The sequence below is a fragment of the Christiangramia sp. OXR-203 genome (genome assembly GCF_034372165.1).
Lineage (GTDB): Bacteria > Bacteroidota > Bacteroidia > Flavobacteriales > Flavobacteriaceae > Christiangramia.
Genome location: NZ_CP139698.1, coordinates 1,593,974 through 1,618,786 on the forward strand (window position 1 = coordinate 1,593,974; position 24,813 = coordinate 1,618,786).

General features: G+C 37.3%; 23 protein-coding genes. 12 read left to right on the forward strand and 11 right to left on the reverse strand.

The features are described from left to right. Positions 1-77 precede the first annotated feature (77 nt). Positions 78-593, forward strand: coding sequence for a redoxin domain-containing protein (locus tag T8I65_RS07180; protein ID WP_141877618.1), 516 nt, complete (start codon positions 78-80; stop codon positions 591-593). Positions 594-638: 45 nt separating this feature from the next. On the opposite strand, the gene T8I65_RS07185 is transcribed toward T8I65_RS07180, so the two are convergent. Further along, on the reverse strand, positions 639-962 hold the full coding sequence (locus T8I65_RS07185) for a YbaB/EbfC family nucleoid-associated protein (protein WP_322302707.1): 324 nt from the start codon (positions 960-962) through the stop codon (positions 639-641). Between the two features lie 64 nt (positions 963-1,026). On the opposite strand from T8I65_RS07185, the gene T8I65_RS07190 reads away from it, so the two are divergent. The 3 genes from T8I65_RS07190 (at position 1,027) to T8I65_RS07200 (ending at position 5,665) form a co-directional block, all read left to right on the forward strand. Further along, positions 1,027-3,153: a S9 family peptidase gene (locus T8I65_RS07190; RefSeq protein ID WP_322302708.1), complete on the forward strand. Its 2,127-nt coding sequence runs from the start codon at positions 1,027-1,029 to the stop codon at positions 3,151-3,153. A gap of 70 nt (positions 3,154-3,223) precedes the next feature. Continuing rightward, on the forward strand, positions 3,224-4,264 hold the full coding sequence (locus T8I65_RS07195; protein ID WP_322302709.1) for a cysteine synthase family protein: 1,041 nt from the start codon (positions 3,224-3,226) through the stop codon (positions 4,262-4,264). Positions 4,265-4,402: 138 nt separating this feature from the next. Next, positions 4,403-5,665: an aminotransferase class I/II-fold pyridoxal phosphate-dependent enzyme gene (locus T8I65_RS07200; RefSeq protein ID WP_322302710.1), complete on the forward strand. Its 1,263-nt coding sequence runs from the start codon at positions 4,403-4,405 to the stop codon at positions 5,663-5,665. A 45-nt stretch (positions 5,666-5,710) separates the two neighbouring features. On the opposite strand, the gene T8I65_RS07205 is transcribed toward T8I65_RS07200, so the two are convergent. Then, the gene (locus T8I65_RS07205; protein ID WP_322302711.1) at positions 5,711-6,676 is read right to left on the reverse strand and encodes a transporter; all 966 of its coding nucleotides are present in this window, start codon (positions 6,674-6,676) and stop codon (positions 5,711-5,713) included. Positions 6,677-6,782: 106 nt separating this feature from the next. Between T8I65_RS07205 and T8I65_RS07210 the strand changes: the two genes are divergently transcribed. The 4 genes from T8I65_RS07210 (at position 6,783) to T8I65_RS07225 (ending at position 12,316) form a co-directional block, all read left to right on the forward strand. Then, positions 6,783-7,076, forward strand: coding sequence for a DUF4834 family protein (locus T8I65_RS07210; protein WP_322302712.1), 294 nt, complete (start codon positions 6,783-6,785; stop codon positions 7,074-7,076). A gap of 64 nt (positions 7,077-7,140) precedes the next feature. Beyond that, positions 7,141-9,570, forward strand: coding sequence for a YfhO family protein (locus T8I65_RS07215; protein ID WP_322302713.1), 2,430 nt, complete (start codon positions 7,141-7,143; stop codon positions 9,568-9,570). Positions 9,571-9,578: 8 nt separating this feature from the next. Beyond that, positions 9,579-10,859, forward strand: a complete 1,281-nt coding sequence (locus tag T8I65_RS07220; protein ID WP_322302714.1) for a glycosyltransferase family 4 protein — start codon at positions 9,579-9,581, stop codon at positions 10,857-10,859. Further along, complete coding sequence (locus tag T8I65_RS07225; protein ID WP_322302715.1) at positions 10,859-12,316, forward strand: polysaccharide biosynthesis C-terminal domain-containing protein; 1,458 nt, start codon at positions 10,859-10,861, stop codon at positions 12,314-12,316. Before T8I65_RS07220 ends, T8I65_RS07225 begins: the two co-directional genes overlap by 1 nt. Before the next feature lie 82 nt (positions 12,317-12,398). Here T8I65_RS07225 and T8I65_RS07230 read toward each other — a convergent pair whose 3' ends face one another. After that, positions 12,399-13,625 (reverse strand): hypothetical protein, encoded by a 1,227-nt coding sequence (locus T8I65_RS07230; RefSeq protein WP_322302716.1) that lies wholly within the window; start codon positions 13,623-13,625, stop codon positions 12,399-12,401. Positions 13,626-13,757: 132 nt separating this feature from the next. Beyond that, positions 13,758-16,547 (reverse strand): excinuclease ABC subunit UvrA, encoded by a 2,790-nt coding sequence (gene uvrA, locus T8I65_RS07235; RefSeq protein WP_322302717.1) that lies wholly within the window; start codon positions 16,545-16,547, stop codon positions 13,758-13,760. Positions 16,548-16,770: 223 nt separating this feature from the next. Between uvrA and T8I65_RS07240 the strand changes: the two genes are divergently transcribed. After that, on the forward strand, positions 16,771-17,355 hold the full coding sequence (locus T8I65_RS07240; protein ID WP_322302718.1) for an RNA polymerase sigma factor: 585 nt from the start codon (positions 16,771-16,773) through the stop codon (positions 17,353-17,355). Positions 17,356-17,413: 58 nt separating this feature from the next. Beyond that, positions 17,414-17,566, forward strand: a complete 153-nt coding sequence (locus T8I65_RS07245) for a hypothetical protein (RefSeq protein ID WP_322302719.1) — start codon at positions 17,414-17,416, stop codon at positions 17,564-17,566. 27 nt (positions 17,567-17,593) lie between these two features. Here T8I65_RS07245 and T8I65_RS07250 read toward each other — a convergent pair whose 3' ends face one another. Beyond that, complete coding sequence (locus tag T8I65_RS07250) at positions 17,594-18,253, reverse strand: endonuclease III (protein WP_322302720.1); 660 nt, start codon at positions 18,251-18,253, stop codon at positions 17,594-17,596. A gap of 31 nt (positions 18,254-18,284) precedes the next feature. Between T8I65_RS07250 and bcp the strand changes: the two genes are divergently transcribed. After that, a complete protein-coding gene (bcp, locus tag T8I65_RS07255; protein WP_322302721.1) occupies positions 18,285-18,737 on the forward strand; it encodes a thioredoxin-dependent thiol peroxidase in 453 nt (150 codons plus the stop codon). 17 nt (positions 18,738-18,754) lie between these two features. On the opposite strand, the gene T8I65_RS07260 is transcribed toward bcp, so the two are convergent. The 6 genes from T8I65_RS07260 to T8I65_RS07285 all read right to left on the reverse strand — a co-directional run bounded on the left by T8I65_RS07260 (position 18,755) and on the right by T8I65_RS07285 (position 23,451). Further along, positions 18,755-19,135, reverse strand: a complete 381-nt coding sequence (locus T8I65_RS07260; protein WP_322302722.1) for a hypothetical protein — start codon at positions 19,133-19,135, stop codon at positions 18,755-18,757. A 3-nt stretch (positions 19,136-19,138) separates the two neighbouring features. Next, complete coding sequence (locus T8I65_RS07265) at positions 19,139-20,341, reverse strand: alanine dehydrogenase (protein ID WP_322302723.1); 1,203 nt, start codon at positions 20,339-20,341, stop codon at positions 19,139-19,141. Between the two features lie 55 nt (positions 20,342-20,396). Next, complete coding sequence (locus tag T8I65_RS07270; protein ID WP_322302724.1) at positions 20,397-20,711, reverse strand: hypothetical protein; 315 nt, start codon at positions 20,709-20,711, stop codon at positions 20,397-20,399. Positions 20,712-20,940: 229 nt separating this feature from the next. Beyond that, a complete protein-coding gene (locus T8I65_RS07275) occupies positions 20,941-21,087 on the reverse strand; it encodes a hypothetical protein (RefSeq protein WP_322302725.1) in 147 nt (48 codons plus the stop codon). Positions 21,088-21,366: 279 nt separating this feature from the next. After that, entirely contained in the window at positions 21,367-21,771 is a 405-nt protein-coding gene (gene tsaE, locus T8I65_RS07280; protein WP_322302726.1) for a tRNA (adenosine(37)-N6)-threonylcarbamoyltransferase complex ATPase subunit type 1 TsaE, read from the reverse strand. 129 nt (positions 21,772-21,900) lie between these two features. After that, complete coding sequence (locus T8I65_RS07285) at positions 21,901-23,451, reverse strand: PglZ domain-containing protein (RefSeq protein WP_322302787.1); 1,551 nt, start codon at positions 23,449-23,451, stop codon at positions 21,901-21,903. Between the two features lie 108 nt (positions 23,452-23,559). Here T8I65_RS07285 and T8I65_RS07290 point away from each other — a divergent pair, with 108 nt between their 5' ends. Further along, complete coding sequence (locus tag T8I65_RS07290; protein WP_322302727.1) at positions 23,560-24,789, forward strand: HD domain-containing protein; 1,230 nt, start codon at positions 23,560-23,562, stop codon at positions 24,787-24,789. Positions 24,790-24,813 lie beyond the last annotated feature (24 nt).

Sequence of the window (24,813 nt, forward strand, 5' to 3'; positions counted from 1 at the left end):
TTTCTTAACTAAATATTAGCAGGGCTTTACCACAGAAGAAATAGACTTTCCTGTAATTTTCGGAAAAACTTAAAGCAATGAAAAATTTAAGACCAAGACAGGCAGTTCCAGAACTTATAGTAAAAACTACTAATGGTATGGACTGGAACCTTAGAGATAACCAACCTGAGAATTTCACCATGCTTATTTTTTACCGGGGTATACACTGCCCGGTTTGTAAAAGCTACCTTGAGGAATTGAACACCATGGTAGACGATTTTAAAGATAAGGGCGTCAATATCATTTGTGTAAGTTCCAATACTAAAGAGTTAGCTGAGAAAACTGTGGAAGAATGGGATGTTGATAATCTCACTATAGGTCATAGTTTTGATGTAGAAGATGGAAGAAAGTGGGATTTGTATGTATCTGAAGGGATTAAGGATTCTGAACCTGCTGAGTTTGTAGAACCAGCTTTATTCCTAATAAGACCTGATAGTACCTTATATTCAGCGAGTATTCAGTCTATGCCATTCGCAAGACCACAATTTGTGGATCTTATAAAGTCGATCTCTTTTGTAAATAAAGAAGATTACCCTGCCAGGGGAGAGGCATAGTAATTTTAGAATAAACATAAAAAAAGCGGGCTGTGCCCGCTTTTTTTATTTGAACATATCCATTCCTGGAATGTCTGGCATTCCATCTTTAGCTGCAGAACCAATTTCAGCTTCGTTAATATCTGTCGCCTTTTTGATCGCTTTGTTCATGGTAAGAACCAGGTAGTCTTCCAGTTGTTCTTTATCATCCAGTAATTGCTCGTCAACACTAATGTTTTTGACTTCCCGATTTGCTGTGATGGTCACTTTTAGCAGTCCATCTGCAGATTGTTCATCTATTAATACTGTATCAAGTCTCTTCTTGGTTTTCTCTACTTTTTCCTGGGCTTCTTTCAGCTTATTCATCATGCCCATCATATCTCCAAACATATATTTATCATTTTAAAAATTGGTAAGCTCAAAATTACTAAATTAAGGTTTGAAATATGCCATTATGAAAAGACTATTCGTTATTCTGTTAGGATGCATTACATTTGCAAGCGCTCAAAAAAACAATGATTTGGAAAAGAATTTGCAGGCTCCGATCGCCAAAAAGATCGAGAAAAAATTAGAGAAGCATGGTGATGTGCGTATCGATAATTATTTCTGGATGAATCAGCGGGAAGATCAGGAAGTACTGGATTATTTGAATGCTGAAAATGCATACAACGATCAAATGACTGCTCATACTAAAGATCTTCAGAAGAAATTATTCCTGGAGATGAAGGGCCGCATTAAAGAAGATGACGAGTCTGTTCCTTATAAGTTAAATGGTTACTGGTATATAACCCGGTTCGAGAAAGGATATGATTACCCGGTTTATAGTCGTAAGAAGGAAACTCTTGAGGCAGACGAAGAAGTGATGTTCAATGTGAACGAGATGGCGAAAGACTTCGACTACTATAGCCTTGGAGGTCTTAATGTTTCACCAGATAACACAATGGTGGCTTTTGGAACCGATACGGTAAGCAGAAGACAGTATACCATCAGGATCAAAAACCTGGAAACAGGTGAGATCTATGATGAAAATATTGAAAATACTACAGGTGGTTCCACCTGGGCGAACAATAATAAAACGCTTTATTACACTAAAAAGGATCCTCAAACTTTAAGATCTTTCAGAATTTACAAGCACATTTTGGGAACAGATCCTGAAACCGATGAGCTAGTATATGAAGAGGAGGACGAAACCTTCAATTCCTACGTTTACAAATCCAAATCAAGGGAATATATCATTATAGGATCTCATAGTACTTTAACTACCGAATACCGGATTCTTGACGCTAATACGCCGGACAAAGAATTTAAAATTTTCCAGCCTCGTGAACGCGGACTTGAATATAGCATCGCTCATTACAAGGACAATTTTTATATAGTCACCAATAAGGATGATGCCACGAATTTTAAATTAATGAAGACTCCGCTTGCTAAAACTGAAAAGGAGCACTGGGAAGATGTGATTCCTCATCGAAAGGATTTCTTGTTAGAGGATATCGATATTTTCCAGAAATACCTTGTAGTAAGCGAGAGAACAAACGGACTTAATAAGATAAGAATCATCGAGTGGGAAGGGAATAAAGAATACTACATTCCGTTCGATAACGAAACCTATACTGCCTACACTTCCATAAATCCTGATTTTGACACAGACTTGTTGAGGTATACTTACAACAGCCTTACTACTCCAACTTCAGTCGTGGAGTATAACATGAAGACCGGAGACAAGACAGTTCTAAAAGAGCAGGAAGTACTTGGTGGAAATTTTGATAAAGATAATTATACTTCAGAACGTATCTGGGCTACAGCAAAAGATGGCACTAGCATTCCTGTTTCATTAGTTTACAAAAAGGGACTTCAGAAGGATCAAAAAAATCCCCTTCTGCAATATGCTTATGGTTCCTATGGTTCTACAATTGATCCATACTTTTCAACTGTTCGATTGAGTTTACTGGATCGCGGATTCATTTACGCCATTGCACATATTCGAGGTGGTGAATATCTTGGCAGGGAATGGTATGAGAATGGAAAACTTTTTCAGAAGAAAAACACATTCACAGATTTTATAGATGTTTCTGAATTTCTGATACAGGAAAATTATACTTCTTCCAATCATTTATATGCCATGGGAGGTTCAGCAGGAGGATTACTGATGGGTGCAGTGGTGAATATGGCTCCAAATTTATATAACGGAGTAATTGCCGCCGTGCCATTTGTAGATGTCATTACTACAATGCTGGATGATAGTATTCCTCTTACAACAGGCGAGTATGACGAATGGGGTAATCCCAATGAAAAGTCATACTATGATTATATGAAATCATATTCCCCATATGATAATGTTGTAAAACAGGATTATCCCAATATGCTAATTACTACAGGTCTTCACGATAGCCAGGTGCAATACTGGGAACCTGCTAAATGGGTTGCGAAACTTAGAGAATATAAGACAGATCAAAACGTTTTGTTATTACATACCAATATGGATGCTGGTCATGGTGGTGCTTCAGGACGGTTTGAAGCGCTTAAAGAAGTCGCGGAAGAATACGCGTTTTTGCTGGATCTTGAAGGTATTAAAGAGTAATTAAAAAATTTGACTTAAATTTGTCGATTAGTAAAATGTGTGAAAATGCATTTTATTTAAAGATCATTTTATGAGAGAAGATTTGCATGTTTACGATAACGTATTGCAATTAGTTGGAAACACCCCGTTGATCAACTTAAATAAAATCACAAAAGATTTCCCCGGAAAATACTCCGCAAAGATCGAAGCTTTTAATCCAGGTCATTCCTCGAAGGACAGGATCGCTTTGTATATCATTGAAGAAGCTGAAAGAAAAGGAATTCTGAAGCCCGGAGATACTATTATTGAAACAACTTCAGGTAATACAGGTTTTAGTATTGCGATGGTGAGTTGTATTAAAGGTTACGATTGTATTCTTGCGGTAAGTTCAAAGTCTTCGAAAGATAAGATCGATATGCTGAAGACAATGGGAGCAAAGGTTCATGTGTGCCCGGCGAACGTTCCAGCAGATGATCCACGCTCTTACTACGAAGTTGCAAAAAGGCTTCATTCTGAAATTAAAGGTTCGGTATATATTAATCAGTATTTTAATGAGCTAAATATTGATGCTCACTTTAATTCTACGGGACCAGAAATCTGGAAGCAAACTGAAGGAACTATAACGCATCTTGTTGCCTGTAGCGGTACTGGTGGAACAATTTCTGGAACTGCGAGATATTTGAAGTCTAAAAATCCTGAAGTAAAGATCCTAGGAATCGACGCATTTGGTTCAGTATTGAAAAAATATCATGAAACCAAAGAGTTTGATAAGGATGAGATCTATCCTTACAGGATTGAAGGTCTTGGTAAGAACCTGATCCCATCAGCTACAGATTTTGACATGATCGATAAGTTCATGAAAGTTAGTGACGAGGATGCTGCGCATACTGCCAGAGAACTTGCGCGTACCGAAGGTCTATTCGTAGGCTATACCAGTGGAGCAGCAATGCAGGGATTGAAACAATATCAAGAAGAAGGTGAATTTGATGAGAATTCTAAGGTGGTATTGATTTTTCCAGATCATGGTTCAAGGTATATGAGTAAGATCTATAGCGATGACTGGATGAATGAGCAGGGTTTTCTTGACACACAAAAAGATTCGAAATCTCAATCCATAGAAATCATCAAATAAAATATTAACAATTATTAACAAAAAGCATCCTGTTCTTTGCAGGATGCTTTTGTTTTTGTTAGATTTCGATGTTTATAATTTACCTTGTAAAATTGGGCCAATTTTCAGTATTTTTGCGGCTCGTCTAAAAAATGACCGATGAAGGATTTATTTGATAAGATTTACAAAGACAAAGGACCGTTAGGAAAGTGGGCGGAACAGGCAGAAGGATATTTTGTATTTCCTAAACTTGAAGGACCTATTTCCAATAGAATGAAGTTTCGAGGTAAGAATGTAATTACCTGGAGTATTAACGATTACCTTGGTCTTGCCAATCATCCTGAAGTTCGTAAAGTAGATGCTCAGGCAGCTGCAGATTATGGATCGGCTTACCCCATGGGAGCCAGAATGATGAGTGGTCATACAGATCTTCATGAAAAGTTGCAGGATGAACTTGCTTCTTTTGTAAATAAACAGGCAGCATACCTGTTGAATTTTGGATACCAGGGGATGGTATCTACTATAGATGCTTTAGTTTCCAAGCAGGATGTTATTGTCTATGATGTTGATGCTCATGCATGTATCATTGATGGTGTTCGTCTTCATCTTGGACAGAGATTTACTTACAAACACAACGATTTAGAAAGTATCGAGAAGAACCTGCAGCGTGCAACTAAGATCGCTGAACAAACAGGTGGCGGTATCTTGCTAATTTCTGAAGGAGTTTTCGGGATGCGAGGAGAGCAGGGAAGATTGAAGGAGATCGTTGAATTAAAGAAAAAATACAATTTCAGACTTTTCGTAGATGATGCCCATGGTTTTGGTACTCTTGGTAAGACAGGAGCCGGAGCAGGTGAGGAGCAAGGCGTGCAGGATGATATTGATGTATACTTTGCAACTTTTGCCAAATCCTTGGCAAGCACTGGTGCATTTATCGCTGGAGATAAAGAGATCATGGATTATTTGAAATATAATCTGAGATCTCAAATGTTCGCTAAATCGCTACAAATGCAATTGGTAGTTGGAGCATTAAAACGTCTGGATATGTTAAGAACAATGCCAGAACTTAAAGAAAAACTTTGGGAGAACGTAAATGCTTTGCAAAACGGATTAAAAGATAACGGGTTCGATATTGGAACTACGCAAAGTTGTGTGACTCCAGTTTATCTGAAAGGAAGTATTCCGGAAGCGATGGCTCTCGTAAAAGATCTTCGTGAAAATCATGGTGTATTCTGTTCGATTGTAGTTTATCCGGTGATTCCTAAAGGTCTTATTCTACTTAGAATGATTCCAACAGCTACGCATACGTTACAGGATGTTGAAGAAACCTTAACTGCCTTTTCAGCAATTAGAGAAAGACTTGAAAATGGTACGTACAAAAGACTTTCAGCTTCAGTAGAAGCAGCGATGTCTAATAAATAAGGATTACAAACATATTCAAAAATGGCCGGAATTTCCGGCCTTTTTTTATTGATCATTATTTTCAGAATCTTCCTCAGCTTCACGACTAAGTTTTCTGCTTCTTGCACGTCTTTTATTTCCTTCATTGGACTCTTCCAGGAATTCATCTACTTTATGTAAATCCAATCGATATGATACCCCGAGAGCAACCTGCCAGCGGGAAGGAGTGTCTTTGAAGTTTACCAGTCCGCTTACATCAAACTGAAGGTTTTCACCCACAAGATAAGCAGCACCTCCACGAAGTAGATCATCAGCGTACAGGTCACTTTTAATTCCCTGATATTCTCCAAAAATCGCAAAGTTAGGTGTGATCGTATGGGTTACTGTTGCAATTCCTGTGTAGGTTCTATATTCCTCGGTTAGCTTATCTGCAATGATATTCATCACCAATACCCACCGTCCCCAATTGTTTTGAGTGATAAGAGCTACCTTCGGACTAAATTTATTCTCTCCTTCGACCAGGTAAGGATTATCACCAAAGGCGAAGTTTGCGCCGGCGTAGATCGAAACTGCAGGAATCAGGGTTTTCCACTTAAACTTTCTGTTCGCATACCAGCTTCGAATGTTTGGTTTCTCCTCTTCCATATTCTTATATGGATCATAGAATAGATATTTAAGACCAAGTGTATTTGACTTAAAATTTCTACCCGAAGTTTCTACTGTATTCCCAAGAAAATTCCGAACGATATCCTGATTCTCAAAAGCACCAGTAAGATTGATTTCAAGGCTTTCCATCAATAGACCGTATCGCAGTTGGTAGTCTATTCCCCAAATGTCGATATCGGCTCCTAAACCTTCATGCATATCGTTTCCAAGGTAGAATCCGGATTCCAGCTGAATCACATTGGTTCCTACAGCGAAAGCGCCCTGTGATTGTCCCGGGCGGTTGGAGTTTATGGTTTCAGTATATTGGGCCTGAGTGGTGAAGACTGCTAATAGCAGAATCAGGCTGAAGATGCATGTATTGCGCATAACTTGCGGAGTTAATTCGATCAAAGATATAAGTTTTATTATAATTTTATTGCTGAAGCTACTTCCAATCTAAGCGCTAATTTTTATTTTTGTCAAAAGTATTAGAATGTTAGAAGCATCCTTATCTGGAGTATTAAAATTTGTACTTGTAGTATTACTTATATATTTCGGATTTAAAATAATAATTCGATTTTTCGGCCCTCTCATTCTCAAATATTTCATGAGAAAAATGGGGAAAAAGTTCGAACAGCAGTTTGGCCAACAATTTGGTCAGCAGTTTGGTGGAGCGGCTTCCAAAAAGTCAAAGTCAAATCCTACAAATATTGGTAAGGAACCTAAAGCCAAATCCAATAAGGATAAAAAGGTAGGGGAATATATCGATTACGAAGAAATTGATTAATTTCGAGACTTAGCAGGTTTTACTTCCCTGCTTTTTAAAATTTTCAGTTTCAAAAGACTCGTGAATGCCTGATATTAAGAAATTCATACCACACCTGCTAGTCCTGGCAGGATTTGTTGTTTTATCCCTATTCTACTTTCATCCTGTTTTGCAGGGAAAGGAAATTTATCAAAGTGATATCATTCAGTATATTGGTATGGCCAAGGAGCAGAATGACTTTAGGGAACAAACGGGCGAAGAACCTTACTGGACAGACTCTGCTTTTGGAGGAATGCCTACCTTCCAATTAGGAGCAAACTATCCGCATAACTACATTAAAAAACTCGATTCTGCATTGAGATTTTTACCCCGGCCGGCAGATTACCTGTTTCTTTATTTTATAGGCTTTTATATTTTACTTCTCTGTCTAAAAATAGATTACCGGGTTGCCTTTGTAGGCTCTCTTGCATTTGGTTTTTCCACTTATCTCATAATAATTCTTGGAATTGGTCATAATGCCAAGGCTCATGCGATTGCGTATATGCCCGTTGTACTTGCCGGTATTATTTCAATATTTAGAAATCGAAATGTTTGGGGCTTTCTGCTCTTAAGTGTTGGGATGGCTCTTGAGATCCAGGCAAATCATTTCCAGATGACCTATTATCTGTTGCTTCTGGTCATAGTTCTTGGTATCGTCTATTTTATAGACGCGTTTAAAAAAGCCTGGATAGGCAATTATTTTAAATCACTCGTAGTTATGGTTCTTGCTGTAATTCTGGCTTTGGCCATGAATGCAACCAGCTTGCTTGCTACTAGCGAATATGCCAACTACAGCACCAGGGGAGAGTCAGATCTAAGCATAGGTCCAGACGGTGCTCCTAAGACAGAATCTGGTCTTAGCTACGATTATATCACGGAGTATAGTTATGGAATTCTGGAGAGCTTCAATTTAATGGTTCCTCGGTTACTTGGCGGAGGTAGTTCAGAAAATATTGGTAGCGATTCCAATTTATACGATGCTATTTTAAAACTTGGAGCTGCACCAGCTCAGGCCAAAGATTTTGCAGAATCCGCTCCAACCTACTGGGGAGATCAACCATTTGTTGGCGCACCTGCATATATTGGAGCGAGCGTCATCTTTCTATTCATTTTTGCTTTATTCCTTATAAAAGGAAGATTAAAATGGTGGATCGTTGGAGGAAGTATACTTGCGTTGATCCTGAGTTGGGGAAAAAACTGGTTTGCCGGTTCCAATCCTATCACCAATCTTTTTATAGACTTTGTACCATTATATGATAAGTTCCGTGCAGTGTCATCAATACAGGTGCTGCTGGAATTATGTTTACCTCTATTAGCGATCGTAGGTCTACATAAATTACTATCAAAGAAAATATCTTCAGAAGATAAATTGAATGCTTTAAAGTATTCAGGTTTTATTTCCGGAGGTCTGCTTATCTTCTTTTTATTTCTGAGTTCAGTATTCGATTTTGCCGGTGCTAACGACTCTTTGTACAGGGAGCAGTTCGGAATGGATTTTATCAATGCTTTGAAGGAAGATAGAAAAGATATTTTCTTCAGTGACGTGATGAGATCTTTACTCTTTACTGGAATTGGAGTTGGTTTGATCTGGGCTTATCTTAAGAACAAGCTACAGTCCAATGTACTTATCGCCGGTTTTGCAATGCTCATACTCGTCGATTTAATTGGAGTGGACAGGCGTTACGTAAATAGTGATGACTTTGTGCAATCCAGAAAGATCGATCAGCCATACGAGCGTTATGCTGCAGATGATCAAATCCTGGAGGACACTACGCACTACCGCGTTTTCGACGTTTCCGGAAGTCCGTTTAATACAGGTCGAACTTCTTTTTATCATAATGCCTTAGGTGGTTATCACGCTGCCAAACCGGGCAGGATACAGGATCTATTTGATTTCTATATCACTAAGAATGATATGGAAATCCTAAGCATGCTAAATGTAAAATATTTTATTGTTCCTACGGAAAATGGAGTACAGGCGCAGGAAAACCCGCAGGCCTTTGGAAATGCCTGGGCGGTTGAAACCATCAAATGGGTGGAAACTCAGAACGAGGAAATTCAGATTCTGAAGGATGTTAACCTGATGAACACCGCTGTTGTTAATTCTGAATTTAAAGACGAGGTGAGTAATGAATTTGTGTATAGTTCCAGCGCTAAAATAGATCTAGTGTCACAGAAACCGAATGAACTCAAATACAAATACGAAGCAGATACAGCTCAGTTTATCGTTTTTTCTGAAAACTATTATCAACCCGGCTGGCAGGCTTATATCGATGGACAGGAAGTTAATCATATTCAGGCGAATTATACACTAAGAGCTATGAATGTGCCTGCAGGGAATCATGATATCACTTTTAAGTTTGAACCTCAGGTTGTGGAAACCGGAAGCACGATCGTTCTTGTAAGCTCTATTCTATTTGGTTTGATATTATTGGGCGGTCTAGGATACGAGATCAAAAATCGTGACCAAATTTAAATCTCTGAATGAAGAAGGCTCTTATTGTTACCTATTATTGGCCACCTGCCGGAGGACCGGGAGTTCAACGCTGGTTGAAATTCGTAACTTACTTAAGAGATTTTAGTATTGAACCTGTAGTATATATTCCAGAAAATCCAAATTATCCTCTTTTAGATAAAAGTTTGGTTGCAGAAATTCCAACGGGAATTAGAGTTTTAAAGCAACCAATATTTGAACCATACAAATTTGCAGAGATTTTTTCCAGAGGTGATTCTAAAACTATAAGTTCTGGAATTATAGCCAAAGAGCAGGAGCAAAGTGCCATTCAGAAGTTAATGTTATTTGTTCGGGGAAACTTTTTTATCCCAGACGCCAGAAAATTCTGGGTCAAACCTTCGGTGAATTATTTAAAGTCTGTGTTGGAGAAAGAAATGTTTGATGTTCTTATTACAACCGGACCTCCGCATAGTCTGCATTTGATTGGTCTTGAGCTTCAGAAAAATTTAAACATAAAGTGGATAGCAGATTTTAGAGATCCCTGGACAGAGATTGGTTATCACAAGAAACTTAAACTCACTAGGTCTAGTAGACAAAAGCATAAAAGCCTTGAGTCTGAGGTGCTCAATAAAGCTGATCATATCATCACTACAAGCTATACTACCAAAGCTGAATTTGAATCTAAAACTACTAGACCTATTCGCGTAATTACGAATGGTTTCGATAAACTTCAGGAGGAGTCAATCACTTCAGAGGATTTTGAGATTTCACATATTGGTTCTTTGCTATCAGGTAGAAGTCCTGATATTTTATGGAAGGCTATCGCAGAGATCGTAGAGGATGATCCAGCCTTCAGGAATAAATTAAAAATTCGTTTAGCAGGAAAAATAAGTTCCGAAGTAAAGGAAAGTATCGAAGAGCTGGGACTTCAGAAGTATCTTCAAATTGAAGGTTATGTTAGTCATAAAGAAGCTCTGGAATTACAAAATAGAGCTTCAATTCTACTACTTCTGGAAATTGACAGTTTAGAAACCAGGGGAATTATACCAGGGAAAATCTTCGAATATTTTGCTGCGAAAAGACCAATTCTGGCTATAGGTCCCGAAAACTGGGAGGCAGGTAAAATGGTTCTGGATACACAAAGCGGCACTTACTTGTTATTTGGTGATAAGGAAAAAGTCAAATCCTGGATTAAGGATCAGTTTTATCAAAAAGAATTACAGGGAATTAAGCGAATAAATAGTGATATTTCACAATATCATCGCAAAGAGCTTACAGGTGAACTGGCAGATTTAATTAATAAGATCTAATGGGAATAATTATTAATCAGTCCATCAAAAATATGGTGACTACCTACCTGGGTTTTGCCATTGGAGCTGTTAATACCTTGTTTCTATTCACCTATTTTCTTACTAAAGAATATTATGGATTGGTAAGTTTTCTCCTTTCTGCAGCAAATCTTATCTGGCCGTTTTTGGTTTTTGGGGTGCACAGCACGCTAATCAAATTCTTTACGTCTTACAAAACTCGAAAAGAACAGGATCGCTTACTTACACTAATGTTGATTCTACCAGCACTGGCGGCTTTACTACTGGGATTAGTCGGTTTAATATTTTATTCAGAATTACTGGAATATTTTAAGGGTGAAAATGAGCTCGTCCAGCCCTATATCTGGTTGATTTTCCTGATCGCTTTTGCAACCGCTTATTTTGAAGTATTTTTTGCCTGGTCTAAGATCTACTATAAAAGTAGCTTTGGTAATTTTATGAAAGAGGTCTTCCATAGGTTTTGCATTAGTGTTCTCCTGCTTATGGTTTATAAGAACTGGATCAGCGTTTCTGCTTTTATCTATGCTATATCCGGTGTTTTCGTATTTAGGATGATTGTAATGGCGTTATATGCTTTTTCCTTACATCCACCAAGAATTAGCCTACATGCTCCTGAAAACCTATCCAGATTACTCAAGTATTCCGCTTTAATACTTATTGCAGCCTCTGTTGCTACCGTGTTGCTGGATCTTGATAAAGTGATGATAGAATTCTATATGCCTATCGAGAATGTTGCTATCTACGGAATTGCAGTCTATATCGCAACTGTGATTTCTGTACCCCAAAAGGCAATGCATCAGATCACACATCCATTGACCGCCGAAATGCTGAACACTAAAGATAAGTCAGGATTGAAAAACCTATACCAGAAAAGTTCTCTCAACCTTCTAATAATTAGCGCGTTGATCTTCATCTGGATAATTACGAATGTAGAAGCCTTATATGAACTTATTCCGCAGCAATATCAAATTTCAGTAGTTGTAGTAATTCTGATTTCAATCGTTAAACTTTACGATAATCTGCTGGGGAATAACAATAGTATTTTATTCAATTCAGATTATTATAGAATTGTTCTTGGTATTGGTGTCATCCTCGTACTGCTAGCGTTTATCCTGAACTATTTCCTTATACCAAAATTCGGACTCGATGGTGCTGCTATTGCAAGTTTTCTTGCCTTCTTTATTTACAATACTTCGAAAATATTCCTGGTTTATATCAAGTTCAGGATTCAGCCTTTTTCGAAGTCTACCTGGTTGATGTTATTGTTAACTCTTGTCTTAACGGCTGGCTTTTATTATATCGATATCTCGACGCTACCAATTCTGAATATATGTTTGAAGGTTTTAATTTCCGGAATTATCTACGGACTAATCATCTATTTCTCCAAGGTTTCTTCGGAAATAAATAAGATGATCGACAAGATCCTGAAATTGTCATAAACGAGAAAACCCCATCCGCAAGGCAGCATCAGGGGTTTTCCAACTAACCAACCAAAAAATTAAATTATGAACTTGTCATCTATTATATATTATTCATATTTCGTGCCGAACTTCTACTTCTTGAAGAATTATTTTTTCTTTCATTCACAGAAGACTTAGACCTGCTCGAAGATCTTGCTCTGGTCGACTCAGACTTCTGTCTGGTTGGACGTTGAGCTCTTGCATTCCTTTCAACAGAACGAGTTTTATTTTGAACTTTAGGAGCCCTTTCAGTGTTTCGTACTGATGTAGAACGATTGGTTTTCTGAACTCTGTTTTTAGCAGACCTTGTATCTAATCGAGAGTTTCTATCTATCGTCCTGGAACTAGTTTTTCGATTATCTGAAGATATACGCCCTTTAGAATTTGTACTTCTTTCAGATCTCGCTCCGTAATCCTTAGACCTGTTATTCTTAATAGGAGAACGTTCAGCAGTGCTTATTCTATTGCTTCTTGAATTATTTGAACGATTCTCATAAGCTTTGGATCTTGCAGCTTGTTGTCTGTTACGAACTAATTGATCGCTTTTACTGGTACGACCACGATATTGAGTAAGATCACGTTTCTGTTTTACCTGCTTTCCGTAGTGATATTGCGCAACACGCTGGGAAGGTCTGTAAAAATTTCTTTTCTGCTTATGTGTGCTGTAATAGTTGTTATAAATCGTTGTGTACTGGTTGTAGCTTACACGATGTGGCTGATAATAAGCTCTGTACGGCTGATTAAATACAATACTAACATTTACCGATGGGCGACGATAGTATGAATGCCATGGTCTGCGAACATAATGGCGGTTGTAACTGTTTATATAGCCTGTTCGTTGAATTACTCTGCCAAGATTGTTATAATGTAATCTTAAGGATCCAACACTAGCAAGCATTCCATAACTATTATAATTCATTACAATATTTCCAGCCTGGATGATTCTACCATAATAATCGTAGTAAACCGGAACACTTTCGATCTGGATTACAGCTCCATAATCATCATATTGAATAAATGGTTCATAGTTGTAACCAGAATTATAGCTAATGTTTACGTTGGGTGTAGAGATGCTTACAGCATTTCCTCTTCGGAAATCGGGATTATAGAAGAAATCGAACTCTCCATTAGGATATACCGCAAATTCAACACCGCCTTCAACAAAAATAAAAGAGTCATTAAAAAGATTAGAGTAGGTAGTAGTTTTGGATATTTCAGAATGCGGATTTTCAGCGCTAACTGACCATCCTACAAAAAGGCAAACGATAAATAAGGTCAGAATTCTCATAGTAGTAGTATTTAAATTAAGAACATTTCTTAACTAAATACAAAGCTCATGCCAAAACCTGAAAATACTGCATACGACGTATTTATCAAGCCCCAGAATAGAGTTTAATCTACTAACAATCAATTTATTATGTTAATTTAACTTTTCTGAAAGGTAGGGTGCGGTAACCGATCTTTTATTTTTAGCAACTTCCTCCGGAGTTCCTGTGGTAATTAAATAACCACCGTTTTCACCACCTTCCACTCCCAGGTCAATCACATGATCTGCACATTTTACAAGATCCATATTGTGTTCAATAACTACTACCGAATGCCCTTTAGATATCAGAGCATTGAAAGATTTCAATAATTTCTTTATATCGTGAAAATGCAAGCCGGTGGTTGGTTCGTCAAAAATGAAGAGAGCTTTGGTTTTGGTAGTTCCTTTAACCAGGAACGAGGCCAGTTTGATACGCTGAGCTTCACCACCTGATAGAGTAGAAGAACTTTGGCCCAGTTGCACATATCCTAAACCTACGTCCTTTAAAGGCTTCAGCTTTTTAACGATCTTATCCTGATCATGATCTTCAAAAAATGCGGTTGCATCATCGATAGTCATATTTAAAACATCATCAATATTCTTATCGTGAAAGCTTACTTCAAGCACATCTTTTTTGAAACGCTTACCATTGCAGGTTTCACACTCGAGATGAACATCTGCCATAAATTGCATTTCAATAGTAACTTCGCCTTCCCCTTTACAGGTTTCACATCTACCACCGTCTACATTAAAAGAGAAATGCTTCGGCTGAAAACCACGTAATTTCGCAAGTCTCTGGGAAGAGAAAAGATTTCGAATATCATCGTAAGCCTTTATATAAGTTACCGGGTTCGATCTTGATGATCTACCAATTGGATTTTGATCTACAAACTCAACACTGCCAAGGTTTTTAAAATTGCCCTCTATTCCTGAAAATTGTCCTGCTTTCTCTCCATAGCCTCCTAATTCTTTTTGAATGGCTGGGTAAAAGATCTTTTTGACCAATGTACTTTTTCCACTTCCCGATACTCCGGTGATCGCAGTAAAAACTCCTAATGGAATTTCGACATCTATATTCTTCAGGTTGTTCTCTCGTGCTCCCAGTATTTTGATGAAATTCTTAGAAGTTCTTCTCTTTTCGGGGACTTCAATATTTTTCTTACCATTAAGATATTCCGCAGTAAGAGAATTAGATTTGAGAATTTGTTTAAGATTACCCGTAGCAACCACGTGACCACCATTGGTTCCGGCTTCCGGTCCAATATCTATGATCTCATCTGCAGCATTCATAATCTCCTCGTCATGTTCCACTACAATGACCGTATTGCCAAGATCTCGTAAATGCTTTAAAACACCAATTAATTTCTCTGTATCCTTAGGGTGTAATCCAATAGAAGGTTCATCCAGGATGTACATGGAACCAACAAGGCTGCTCCCAAGAGAGGTGGCAAGATTGATCCTCTGAGATTCCCCGCCAGAAAGTGTATTGGATTTACGATTTAAAGTTAAATAATCCAGACCTACATTGGAAAGGAATTGAAGTCGGTTTCTTATCTCCTGCAGCAATCTCTTCGCAATTTTCTCTTCGTATTCATCCAGAGTTATATCATCAAAGAATGCTCGAACTTTATCTAGAGGTTTTTCTACCAGATCGGTGATATTGAGTCCGTTTATTTTTACATATTGTGCTTCCTTTCTAAGTCGTTTTCCTTTACAAACTGAGCACCTGGTTTTACCGCGATACCTTGAAAGCATCACCCGATTCTGAATCTTGTTTGCCTTACTCTCCAGAAACTCAAAAAACTGGTTTAATCCTTCGAAATACTGATTTCCATTCCAAACGAGCTCCTTCTGTTCATCACTCAATTCAAAATACGGTTTGTGTATAGGGAAATCAAATTTATGCGAATTCTTAATCAATTGATCCTTATACCAGCTCATACTATCGCCTCGCCATGGAAAAATCGCATTTTCGTAAATGGATAAACCTGTGTTAGGAATCACAAGTTCCTCATCAATTCCTATAACATCGCCATAACCTTCACACTTGGGACAAGCACCATATGGATTATTGAAGCTGAATAAATGAACGTTTGGTTCCAGAAAATTGATTCCATCCAGTTCGAATTTGTTACTGAAGTGTCTCGAGCTGTTATCTGATAAGTTTTCAATGAATAATTCGCCTTTACCTTCGAAAAAAGCTGCTTCAATTGCATCTGCCAGTCGGTTGAAAAAGTCTTCTTCATCCTTTGTAATAATTCGGTCTACTACTAGAAAAGTATCTTCAACTTTTGCTTTTGATAGATCAGTTTCATCGATACGCACTACTGAATCACCTAGCTTTATCCTGCTATAACCCTGCTGAGCCAGTACTTTTATTTTGTTCTCCAGTGTACGACCTTCTTCCAGATGAATAGGGGAGAGAAGAAGCAATTTTTGGCGTTCAGGAAAGGCTTTTACATAATTGATAACATCTGTAACAGTATCCTTTTTAACCTCGTTACCAGAAACGGGAGAATAGGTTCTACCAATTCTGGCAAATAATAATTTTAGATAGTCATAGATTTCCGTAGAAGTACCAACGGTAGACCTTGGGTTAGTAGAATTGACTTTTTGTTCAATGGCAATTGCCGGGGCTATACCTTTAATATAATCTACTTTTGGCTTATTCAACCTGCCAAGAAACTGCCGCGCATAGGAACTAAGACTTTCAACATAGCGCCGTTGACCTTCTGCATAAAGAGTATCAAATGCAAGACTGGACTTTCCTGAACCCGATAGTCCTGTGATAACCACGAGTTTGTTTCTGGGAATTATGGCATTTATGTTCTTAAGGTTGTGCAGCTTTGCACCTTTAATAATGATATTTTTCTTAGGGTCAACATTGGCTATATCTACGGTCATTCTCTCTGGGATAAGGCTGCAAAGTTACTCATTATCAAGCGGAGAAGAAAGCCGGGAAAAGCCTATAGTATTGTTAAAATATTAAGCTTTTGTTTGCATTTCTCAAATTTAAGTTGCTATATTTGGTGCATAACCAAAATTCATAGGCCTATAAAGCACAGTTACTTTTAAACTCTAAATAACCTAATCTCAGGATCTGTTCCTGAAATTTAAAGTAACTGGTATGAATAACACTAAGGTCACCGATGCCTCACTTGTACGTGATTATCTGGAAGGAAACGAGAACGCGCTAGGAACACTTATTAGCCGTCACCAACAAAGAATTTACAGTTTTATTTACTCAAAGGTCTACGACAAAGATATTTCTGAAGATATTTTTCAGGATACTTTCATTAAAGTCATTCGTACTCTAAAGCGAGGTAAATACAATGAGGAAGGTAAATTTCTCCCGTGGGTAATGAGAATCGCGCATAATCTTGTTATTGATCATTTCCGAAGAAATAAAAGAATGCCCAAATTCGATAATAGTGGGGATTTCAATATTTTCTCTGTACTAAGCGATAATGATCTAAATGCAGAAACCCAGATCATTAAAGATCAAATCGAATCAGACGTTCAGGAACTTATTAAAGAGCTTCCGGAAGATCAATTGGAGGTTCTTACTATGAGGATCTATAAAGACATGAGTTTTAAAGAGATTTCAGATCGAACAGGAGTTAGTATTAATACCGCTTTAGGTAGAATGCGATACGCTTTGATCAATCTTAGAAAAATCATTGAGAAACGAAATTTAATCTTAACAAACTAATTTCGCAATATTATGAAGTAAATGCCGTTAATTTATAAATACCAAAAAATAACGGCACATGGGGAAACTCTACTTTAAAAAATCTTCGAAAGAAGAAAAAAATATTCAACCACGTCCAGCAAAGGAAACGATTGAGTTTTTGCTCAGTTATTCCAAAGCACTGAACGTTGTGGAATATCAGAACATGAAGTTTGAAACACTTTTGAACTAAACAAAAACCTGTCATTATTGGCAGGTTTTATTTTTTTATCTTCTTATTATATTCGGCAATTACACTTTTTCTGCCAATAGTTTTAGTAATGATATCCTTATCCAGGTTCCAGGCGCGTGCCGGAGAATACTGTCTCCCATACCAGATTATTTGCAAATGAAGTCGGTTCCATAGATCTTCAGGAAAAAGTCTTTTTGCATCCTTTTCTGTTTGCACCACATTTTTTCCGTTCGTAAGATTCCAGCGATACATAAGTCTGTGAATATGCGTGTCAACAGGAAAAGCAGGAATATTAAAGGCCTGTGCTACTACTACACTGGCAGTTTTGTGACCCACTGCAGGGAGTTCTTCCAAAGCTTCTATACTTTTTGGTACCTGACCATTGTACTTATCCAGAAGAATATGGGAAAGCCCATGTATGCCTTTGGACTTCATAGGAGAAAGCCCAACCGGCCTGATAATATCCCGAATCTCTTCTATGCTTAATTTCACCATTTTTTCAGGAGTATCTGCGATCTCAAATAGTATAGGAGTAATTTGATTGACTTTCACATCAGTGCTTTGAGCAGAAAGTAACACAGCGATCAATAAGGTATAAGGATCTTTATGATCTAAGGGAATTGGAATTTCAGGATAAATTTCATCTAGCGTATCAATTACAAACTGAACCTTTTCCTTTTTGGTCATAAAGCTTTATTTTTAAGCAAAAGTAAGAATTATGACAACATTAAAAGCAGGGGATAAGGCTCCCGATTTTAAAGCTGAAGATCAAGACGGAAATATCATCACATTAAATGATTATAAAGGAAAAAAGCTGGTTTTATTTTTCTATCCGAAAGCGAGCACACCTGGTTGTACTGCGGAGGCTTGTAATTTAAGTGATAATTACGATGCAATGAGTGCAAAAGGTTATGACATTCTGGGCGTTAGCGCCGATTCAAAGAAAAGGCAGCAAAACTTCAGAAATAAGTATGATTTTAAATACCCATTACTTGCAGATGAGGATAAGGAAGTAATCGAAGCTTACGGAGTTTGGGGACCCAAGAAATTTATGGGAAAAGAATACGAAGGCATTCACCGAACAACTTTTATCATTGATGAACAAGGAATGATCGAAGAAGTAATTCAGAAGGTGAAAACCAAGGCTCACGCAGAGCAGATCATGGAATAATGTAAATAACGGTCGATTTATTCGGCCGTTCTTATTTTTACTTTCTGAATCGTAGCAATACTATCGCAATTCTGTATTCTGAATTCTAATTCTTCAGTTTCACGTGTTCCAGTAACATAATAGATATTGCAGGGTTTCGCATCAGTATCACTTAAGTAAAAATCAACGTCTCCATCTTCAAGTACTTCGGAAATATATGAAGTGTCAATTTCTCGGTCCATGAAAACACTTAAAGATTCTTCAGACCATTTTCTTTCTTTGATCTTAATATTTTTCAGCACACGTGCATTAGGAGAGTAATCGCAAGAAGCTTTTTTACCACCCAGAAAGAATATTAATAGTACAATTCCGAAGAATAGTCCGACGCCAAAATAGCCAAAGCGATGTATAAGTTTCATTAACTAGAAAATCAGGAGATTTATATCACGGTAAGAAAGATTGAACCATTCTGCTATCGATTTGTTGGTCAAAATTCCGTGGTAAAAATACAAACCATTACGTAAACCGCGATCAAATCTTAGAGTATTTTCCAAACCACCTTCTTCCCCAATATGTAATAAATACGGGGTAAAAATATTACTTATAGATTGAGAACTCGTTCTGGCGTATCTGGATGGGATGTTTGGAACACAGTAATGAATGACATTATGCTTTTTGAAAATTGGTTCATCATGGCTTGTGATCTCGCTGGTTTCCACACAACCTCCCATATCTATGCTTACATCAATGATCACAGCGCCTCTTTTCATACTCTGCACCATGTTTTCGGTAATGAGCACGGGACTTCGATCCTTTCCACGAACAGCACCAATCACAACATCTGCACGTTTTAGCGCTTTTGATAAATTTTTAGGCTGAATGGTACTGGTGTAAAACGTATTGGTAAGATTCGCCTGAATATTACGCAGTTTCGTAAGGGAAGAATCGAATACTTTGACGCTTGCTCCCAAACCAATAGCCGACCTGGTAGCGAATTCACCTACAGTACCTGCTCCGATAATAACCACTTCAACTGGTGGTACACCGCTAATATTACCAAACATGAGTCCGTTTCCATCGGCATGATTACTCATGATCTCTGAAGCGATAAGTACAGAAGCTGTTCCTGCAATTTCACTCAAGGCGCGCACAATAGGATAGGAACCATCATCATCCCGGATAAATTCAAATCCAAGGGCGGTAATTCTTTTCTCTGCAAGCTTCTGAAAATACTCTTTACACTGAGTTTTAATTTGTAGCGCAGAAATTATGGTCGTTTGCGGATTGATATTTTCAAGTTCCTCCAGGGATGGCGGTTCGATCTTTAAGATGGTAGGGCAGGAGAATACTTTGCGGGTATCTTTCGTGATTTCTGCTCCGGCATCTGAATAATCTTTGTCGCTAAAGCGGGCCCATTTCCCGGCACCGGATTCTATCATCACGCGATGACCGTGTGCGGTAATGGCTGCAACAGCATCGGGACTTAGACAAATTCTTTTTTCCTGGTAAGCGGTCTCTTTTGGTAGTCCTATGAATAATTCACCTTTTTTCTTGTAAATCTCAAGAGTTTCTTCCTGCGGAATCAGTTGTTCTTTAGTAAAAGGTGAAACCTGCTGTTTGCCCATAGTTATTGGTTAAAGCAGTTAAATTACAACTTAATATGGAATTGAAAAATATAATCTAAAGTTTACGGTAGTAGTCTTCAACAAGTACATTGGAATGTTCGATTCCTTCATCATCTTCCTGAAACTCTCTTAGATTTTTTCGGTCCTTATCAGAAATATTTGAAAATACCGAGACCTCTGTTTCATCTAATTCGGATAGATCTAATCCATAAATCCTATCGAAAATTTTTATTCTAATTAGATAAACGACACTTAGTATAACAATAAAAAAAGGAGCGAGATAAATTAAACCGTTGATATCCATTAAAAATTCACCATTCAAATAGACATCATCATAGATGACTGAAACCAATTGATAAGCATACATCACAGCTGGTATTAAGATAACATGATACCACCAATGTTTGCAAGTGAAAAACCAAAGGAAAAGTAGTAATAAAGGAACTAACTTACTGGTATAAGTCCAAGCAGCTGTCATTACATCCTCGTAATAAAGACTCTCGTATGTAAAAAAAGAATTTTCCCAAACTTTACCGCTTGGGAAAATTTCATATATGTAAAATAAATAGGGAGAAAACGCCACTAAAAGGGCGATAATACTACCCGTTAGTAGGAATTCTGATGAGCCTTTTATCGACAGCTTGCTTCTTGATTTCATACTTTGTGTCGTTTTCATTTGTAGTTGAAGTTACAAAAAATCCTGCTCCAAATATTGCTGCTGCGAAAAGTACTGCTTTAAGTTTCATAATATAAGATTTTAATATGGTTGTTTCGTTTTGTTCTGAGACAAACATAGAACAACTTAAAATCCTGTGGGTTAAAACATTAATCGTACCTTTGCGCCCTTTTTCAAGGCAATAAAAACCCGAAAAACCGCTTAAAAAACTTTAAATATGTTAGTTTAAATCTGTTTATAAATCGTTTAACGAATATAAATTAATAAATCAGGTTTATAAAATATCTGCAAAAGTAATAATATTCTTACAAACAATTTTGAGTATCAAATCGACGAAATTTTGATTCCGTTAACTTAACTTTAACATTCTTGAATTCTCTGATACTACCTGAATATGCACATTTTGATGATCATCACTAAGTAGTTTCCCTACTTTTTGTGGCCATTCAATTAAATTCCATGCTCCAGAATCCAGGTAATCTTCAAATCCAATATCTAATGCTTCAATATCTGATTCGATTCTATAAAAATCGAAATGATATACAGCACCCTGATCTGACTCGTAATGGTTAACTAAGGAAAACGTTGGACTGGAAACGGCGTCTTTAACGCCTAATGCTTTAGATAACTCTTTAATTAGAGTCGTCTTGCCTGCACCCATCTCGCCGTAGAAGAGTAGTGTTTTACTCTTTGTATTACGTAGAATGTAATCTACTGCTTGATCCAGTTCGTGAAGTTCGTAGGTTAACTCCATAAATTCAATATGTCAGATTTGGGATGATAAAGATATATAAAAAAAGGATATACTGCTGTATGTTTTTGATAATCAATTAAGTACATCCTTATGTTGTGTATTTCAACGTTTAAAAATGTCGTTTATCGATTATTTTGGGTTCAGGACTACAAATGGGATTACAACTTCTTCTAAGGAAATACCGCCATGCTGATATGTATTTCTATAATAACTTACGTAGTGATTAAAATTATTAGGATATGCAAAAAATAAATCCTCCTTAGCGAAAATATAAGAACTGCTCATATTGATCGTCGGCAGATGTACCGATTTCGGATTCTCTATAGCGAAAACTTCTTTCTTCTCGTAAGTCAGACTTCTGCCTGTTTTGTATCTCAAATTTAAACTTGTATTCTTATCACCAATGACCTTTGAAGGGTTCTTTACATTGATAGTTCCATGATCTGTTGTAATGATCAATTTAAAGCCTTGTTGCTGTGCTTTTTGTATGATATCAAGTAATGGTGAGTTTTTAAACCAGCTCTGCGTTAGGCTCCGATAAGATTTATCATTTGATGCCAGCTCTTTTATTACTTCCATCTCAGTCTTAGAGTGAGAGAGCATGTCTACAAAATTGTAGACGACAACAGTAAGATCGTTGGCTTTCTGACTCTTAAAATTATCTGCTAGCTTTCTTCCCGCCTTTAAACTTGTGATTTTATGATATTCGTACCTCAGGTCTTTTCCTAATCTCTTGAGCTGTTCCCTGAGAAAATCAGATTCGTGTAGATTTTTACCTCCTTCTTCAGTATCGTTCTTCCAGTATTCTGGAAAGAGCTTTTCCATTTCACTTGGCATCATTCCGGAGAAAATCGCATTTCGGGCATATTGTGTTGCAGTTGGCAAAATACTGAAGTAGGCATCTTCTTTCTCCTTCTTATAATGTGTCGTGATAATTGGTTCCAGTGATTTCCATTGATCATATCTTAAATTATCAACCACAACCAGCAATGTTGGCTCTCCAGATTTGATTTCTGGCAGAATCTTTTCCTTAAATAAAGTATGTGACATCACCGGAGGCTCACCACCTTGCTGAAACCAATCCTCATAATTCTTAGATATGAATTTGAAGAACTGATTATTTGCCTCCTGTTTCTGAGATTCCAGAATTTCAAACATACCAGAATCTTCAATTTCTTCTAACTGGATTTCCCAGTAGATCAATTTCTGATATAACGATACCCATTCTTCATAGGAATTCACCTGAGATAATTCCATAGCAATTTTCCGGAATTCCTGCTGGTAGTTGGAAGTTGTCTTTTCAGAGATGAGTCGGGAATGGTCCAGGTTTTTCTTAAGGCTCAATAGTATCTGGTTTGGATTTACCGGTTTTATAAGGTAATCGGCGATCTTAGAACCAATCGCTTCCTCCATAATATACTCTTCCTCACTTTTTGTGATCATGACCACCGGAACCGTTTCGCGACGCTCTTTAATTTCAGCAAGGGTTTCCAGACCAGTAAGTCCCGGCATATTTTCGTCCAGGAATATGATGTCAAAATTTTCCTCTTCGATGAGTTCAAGCGCTTCAGTTCCACTTTTACAGGTTTGAACCTCGTAGTTTTTCTTCTGAAGAAATAATATATGTGGTTTTAGAAGGTCAATTTCATCATCGACCCATAATATCTTTATCGTCATAATTATGATTATTTATGGCTTCCGAAGAGAACCATTATAATTGAAATAGAACTTATTACCGGGGCTAAGTTCATATATGTATCTTTGTTTTGAACATTAGATCATAAAAGCTTGGCTTCACAAACTAAACTCAAAATATTAAACGATCCAATTTACGGTTTTATTACCATTCCTAATGAACGGATCTTTAAGATTATCGAGCATCCTTACTTCCAGAGATTGCGTAGAATTTCCCAAATGGGTTTATCATATCTGGTCTATCCAGGGGCGCACCATACAAGGTTTCATCATGCTCTTGGTTGTGTACATTTAATGCTGAAAGCAGTTAGGATACTCAGGATTAAAGGGGTAGAGATTTCAGAAGAGGAAGAAGAAGCATTACTTATAGCAATTTTGATGCATGATATTGGTCACGGTCCTTTTAGTCATGCGATGGAACACAGCCTGGTGGAAGGAGTAGATCATGAGACCATTTCACTGCTTTTCATGGAGCAAATGAATATTGAATTTAACCAAAGTTTAACTCTGGCAATTCAGATCTTCAAAGGAAGTTACGATCGCAAATTTATGAACCAGTTAATTAGTAGTCAGATGGATATGGATCGTCTGGATTATCTAAAACGCGATAGTTTTTATACCGGTGCTGTAGAAGGTAATATCAATAGTGAACGCCTTATTACCATGCTGAATGTGGTGAATGATGAACTGGTGGTTGAAGAGAAAGGTATATATTCTGTAGAGAAATTTTTGATAGGTAGACGCTTAATGTACTGGCAGGTTTATTTACATAAAACCAGTCTGGTGGCAGAGCAATTGCTAATACGGGTATTAAAGCGGGCCAAGGAATTGATTGGTGAGGGTCATCAATTACATGCCAGTGGTAGTCTATTGTATTTTCTTCAGAATAAAGTAGAAAGGCATAATTTCGATCAGAATACTCTTGAGATGTTTTCGAGGCTTGATGATAATGATGTAATCTCTGCAATGAAGGAATGGATGTATTCAGATGATTTTGTACTCAGTAATTTGTGCGAAATGATCATTAACAGGAAACTTCTGAAGAGTAAGATCAAAAAGAAACGACCTTCCCAGGAAAAGCTGGATCAGCGCAAAAAAGCGCTTCAGAAGAAATATAATATTTCTGAAAAAGAAGCATCTTACTTTGTATTCGAGGGCGAAATCGCAAATCTTGCCTATAAACGAGAAAAGGATAACATTAATATTTTACATAAAAATGGTAAAATATGTGATGTAGTAAAGGTTTCAGACCAGTTTAATCTCAAAGCTCTTACAAATACTGTAACCAAATACTATATGTGTTATCCAAAAGTTAAAGATTAGTTCATTTTTTTTACTTTTGCCAGA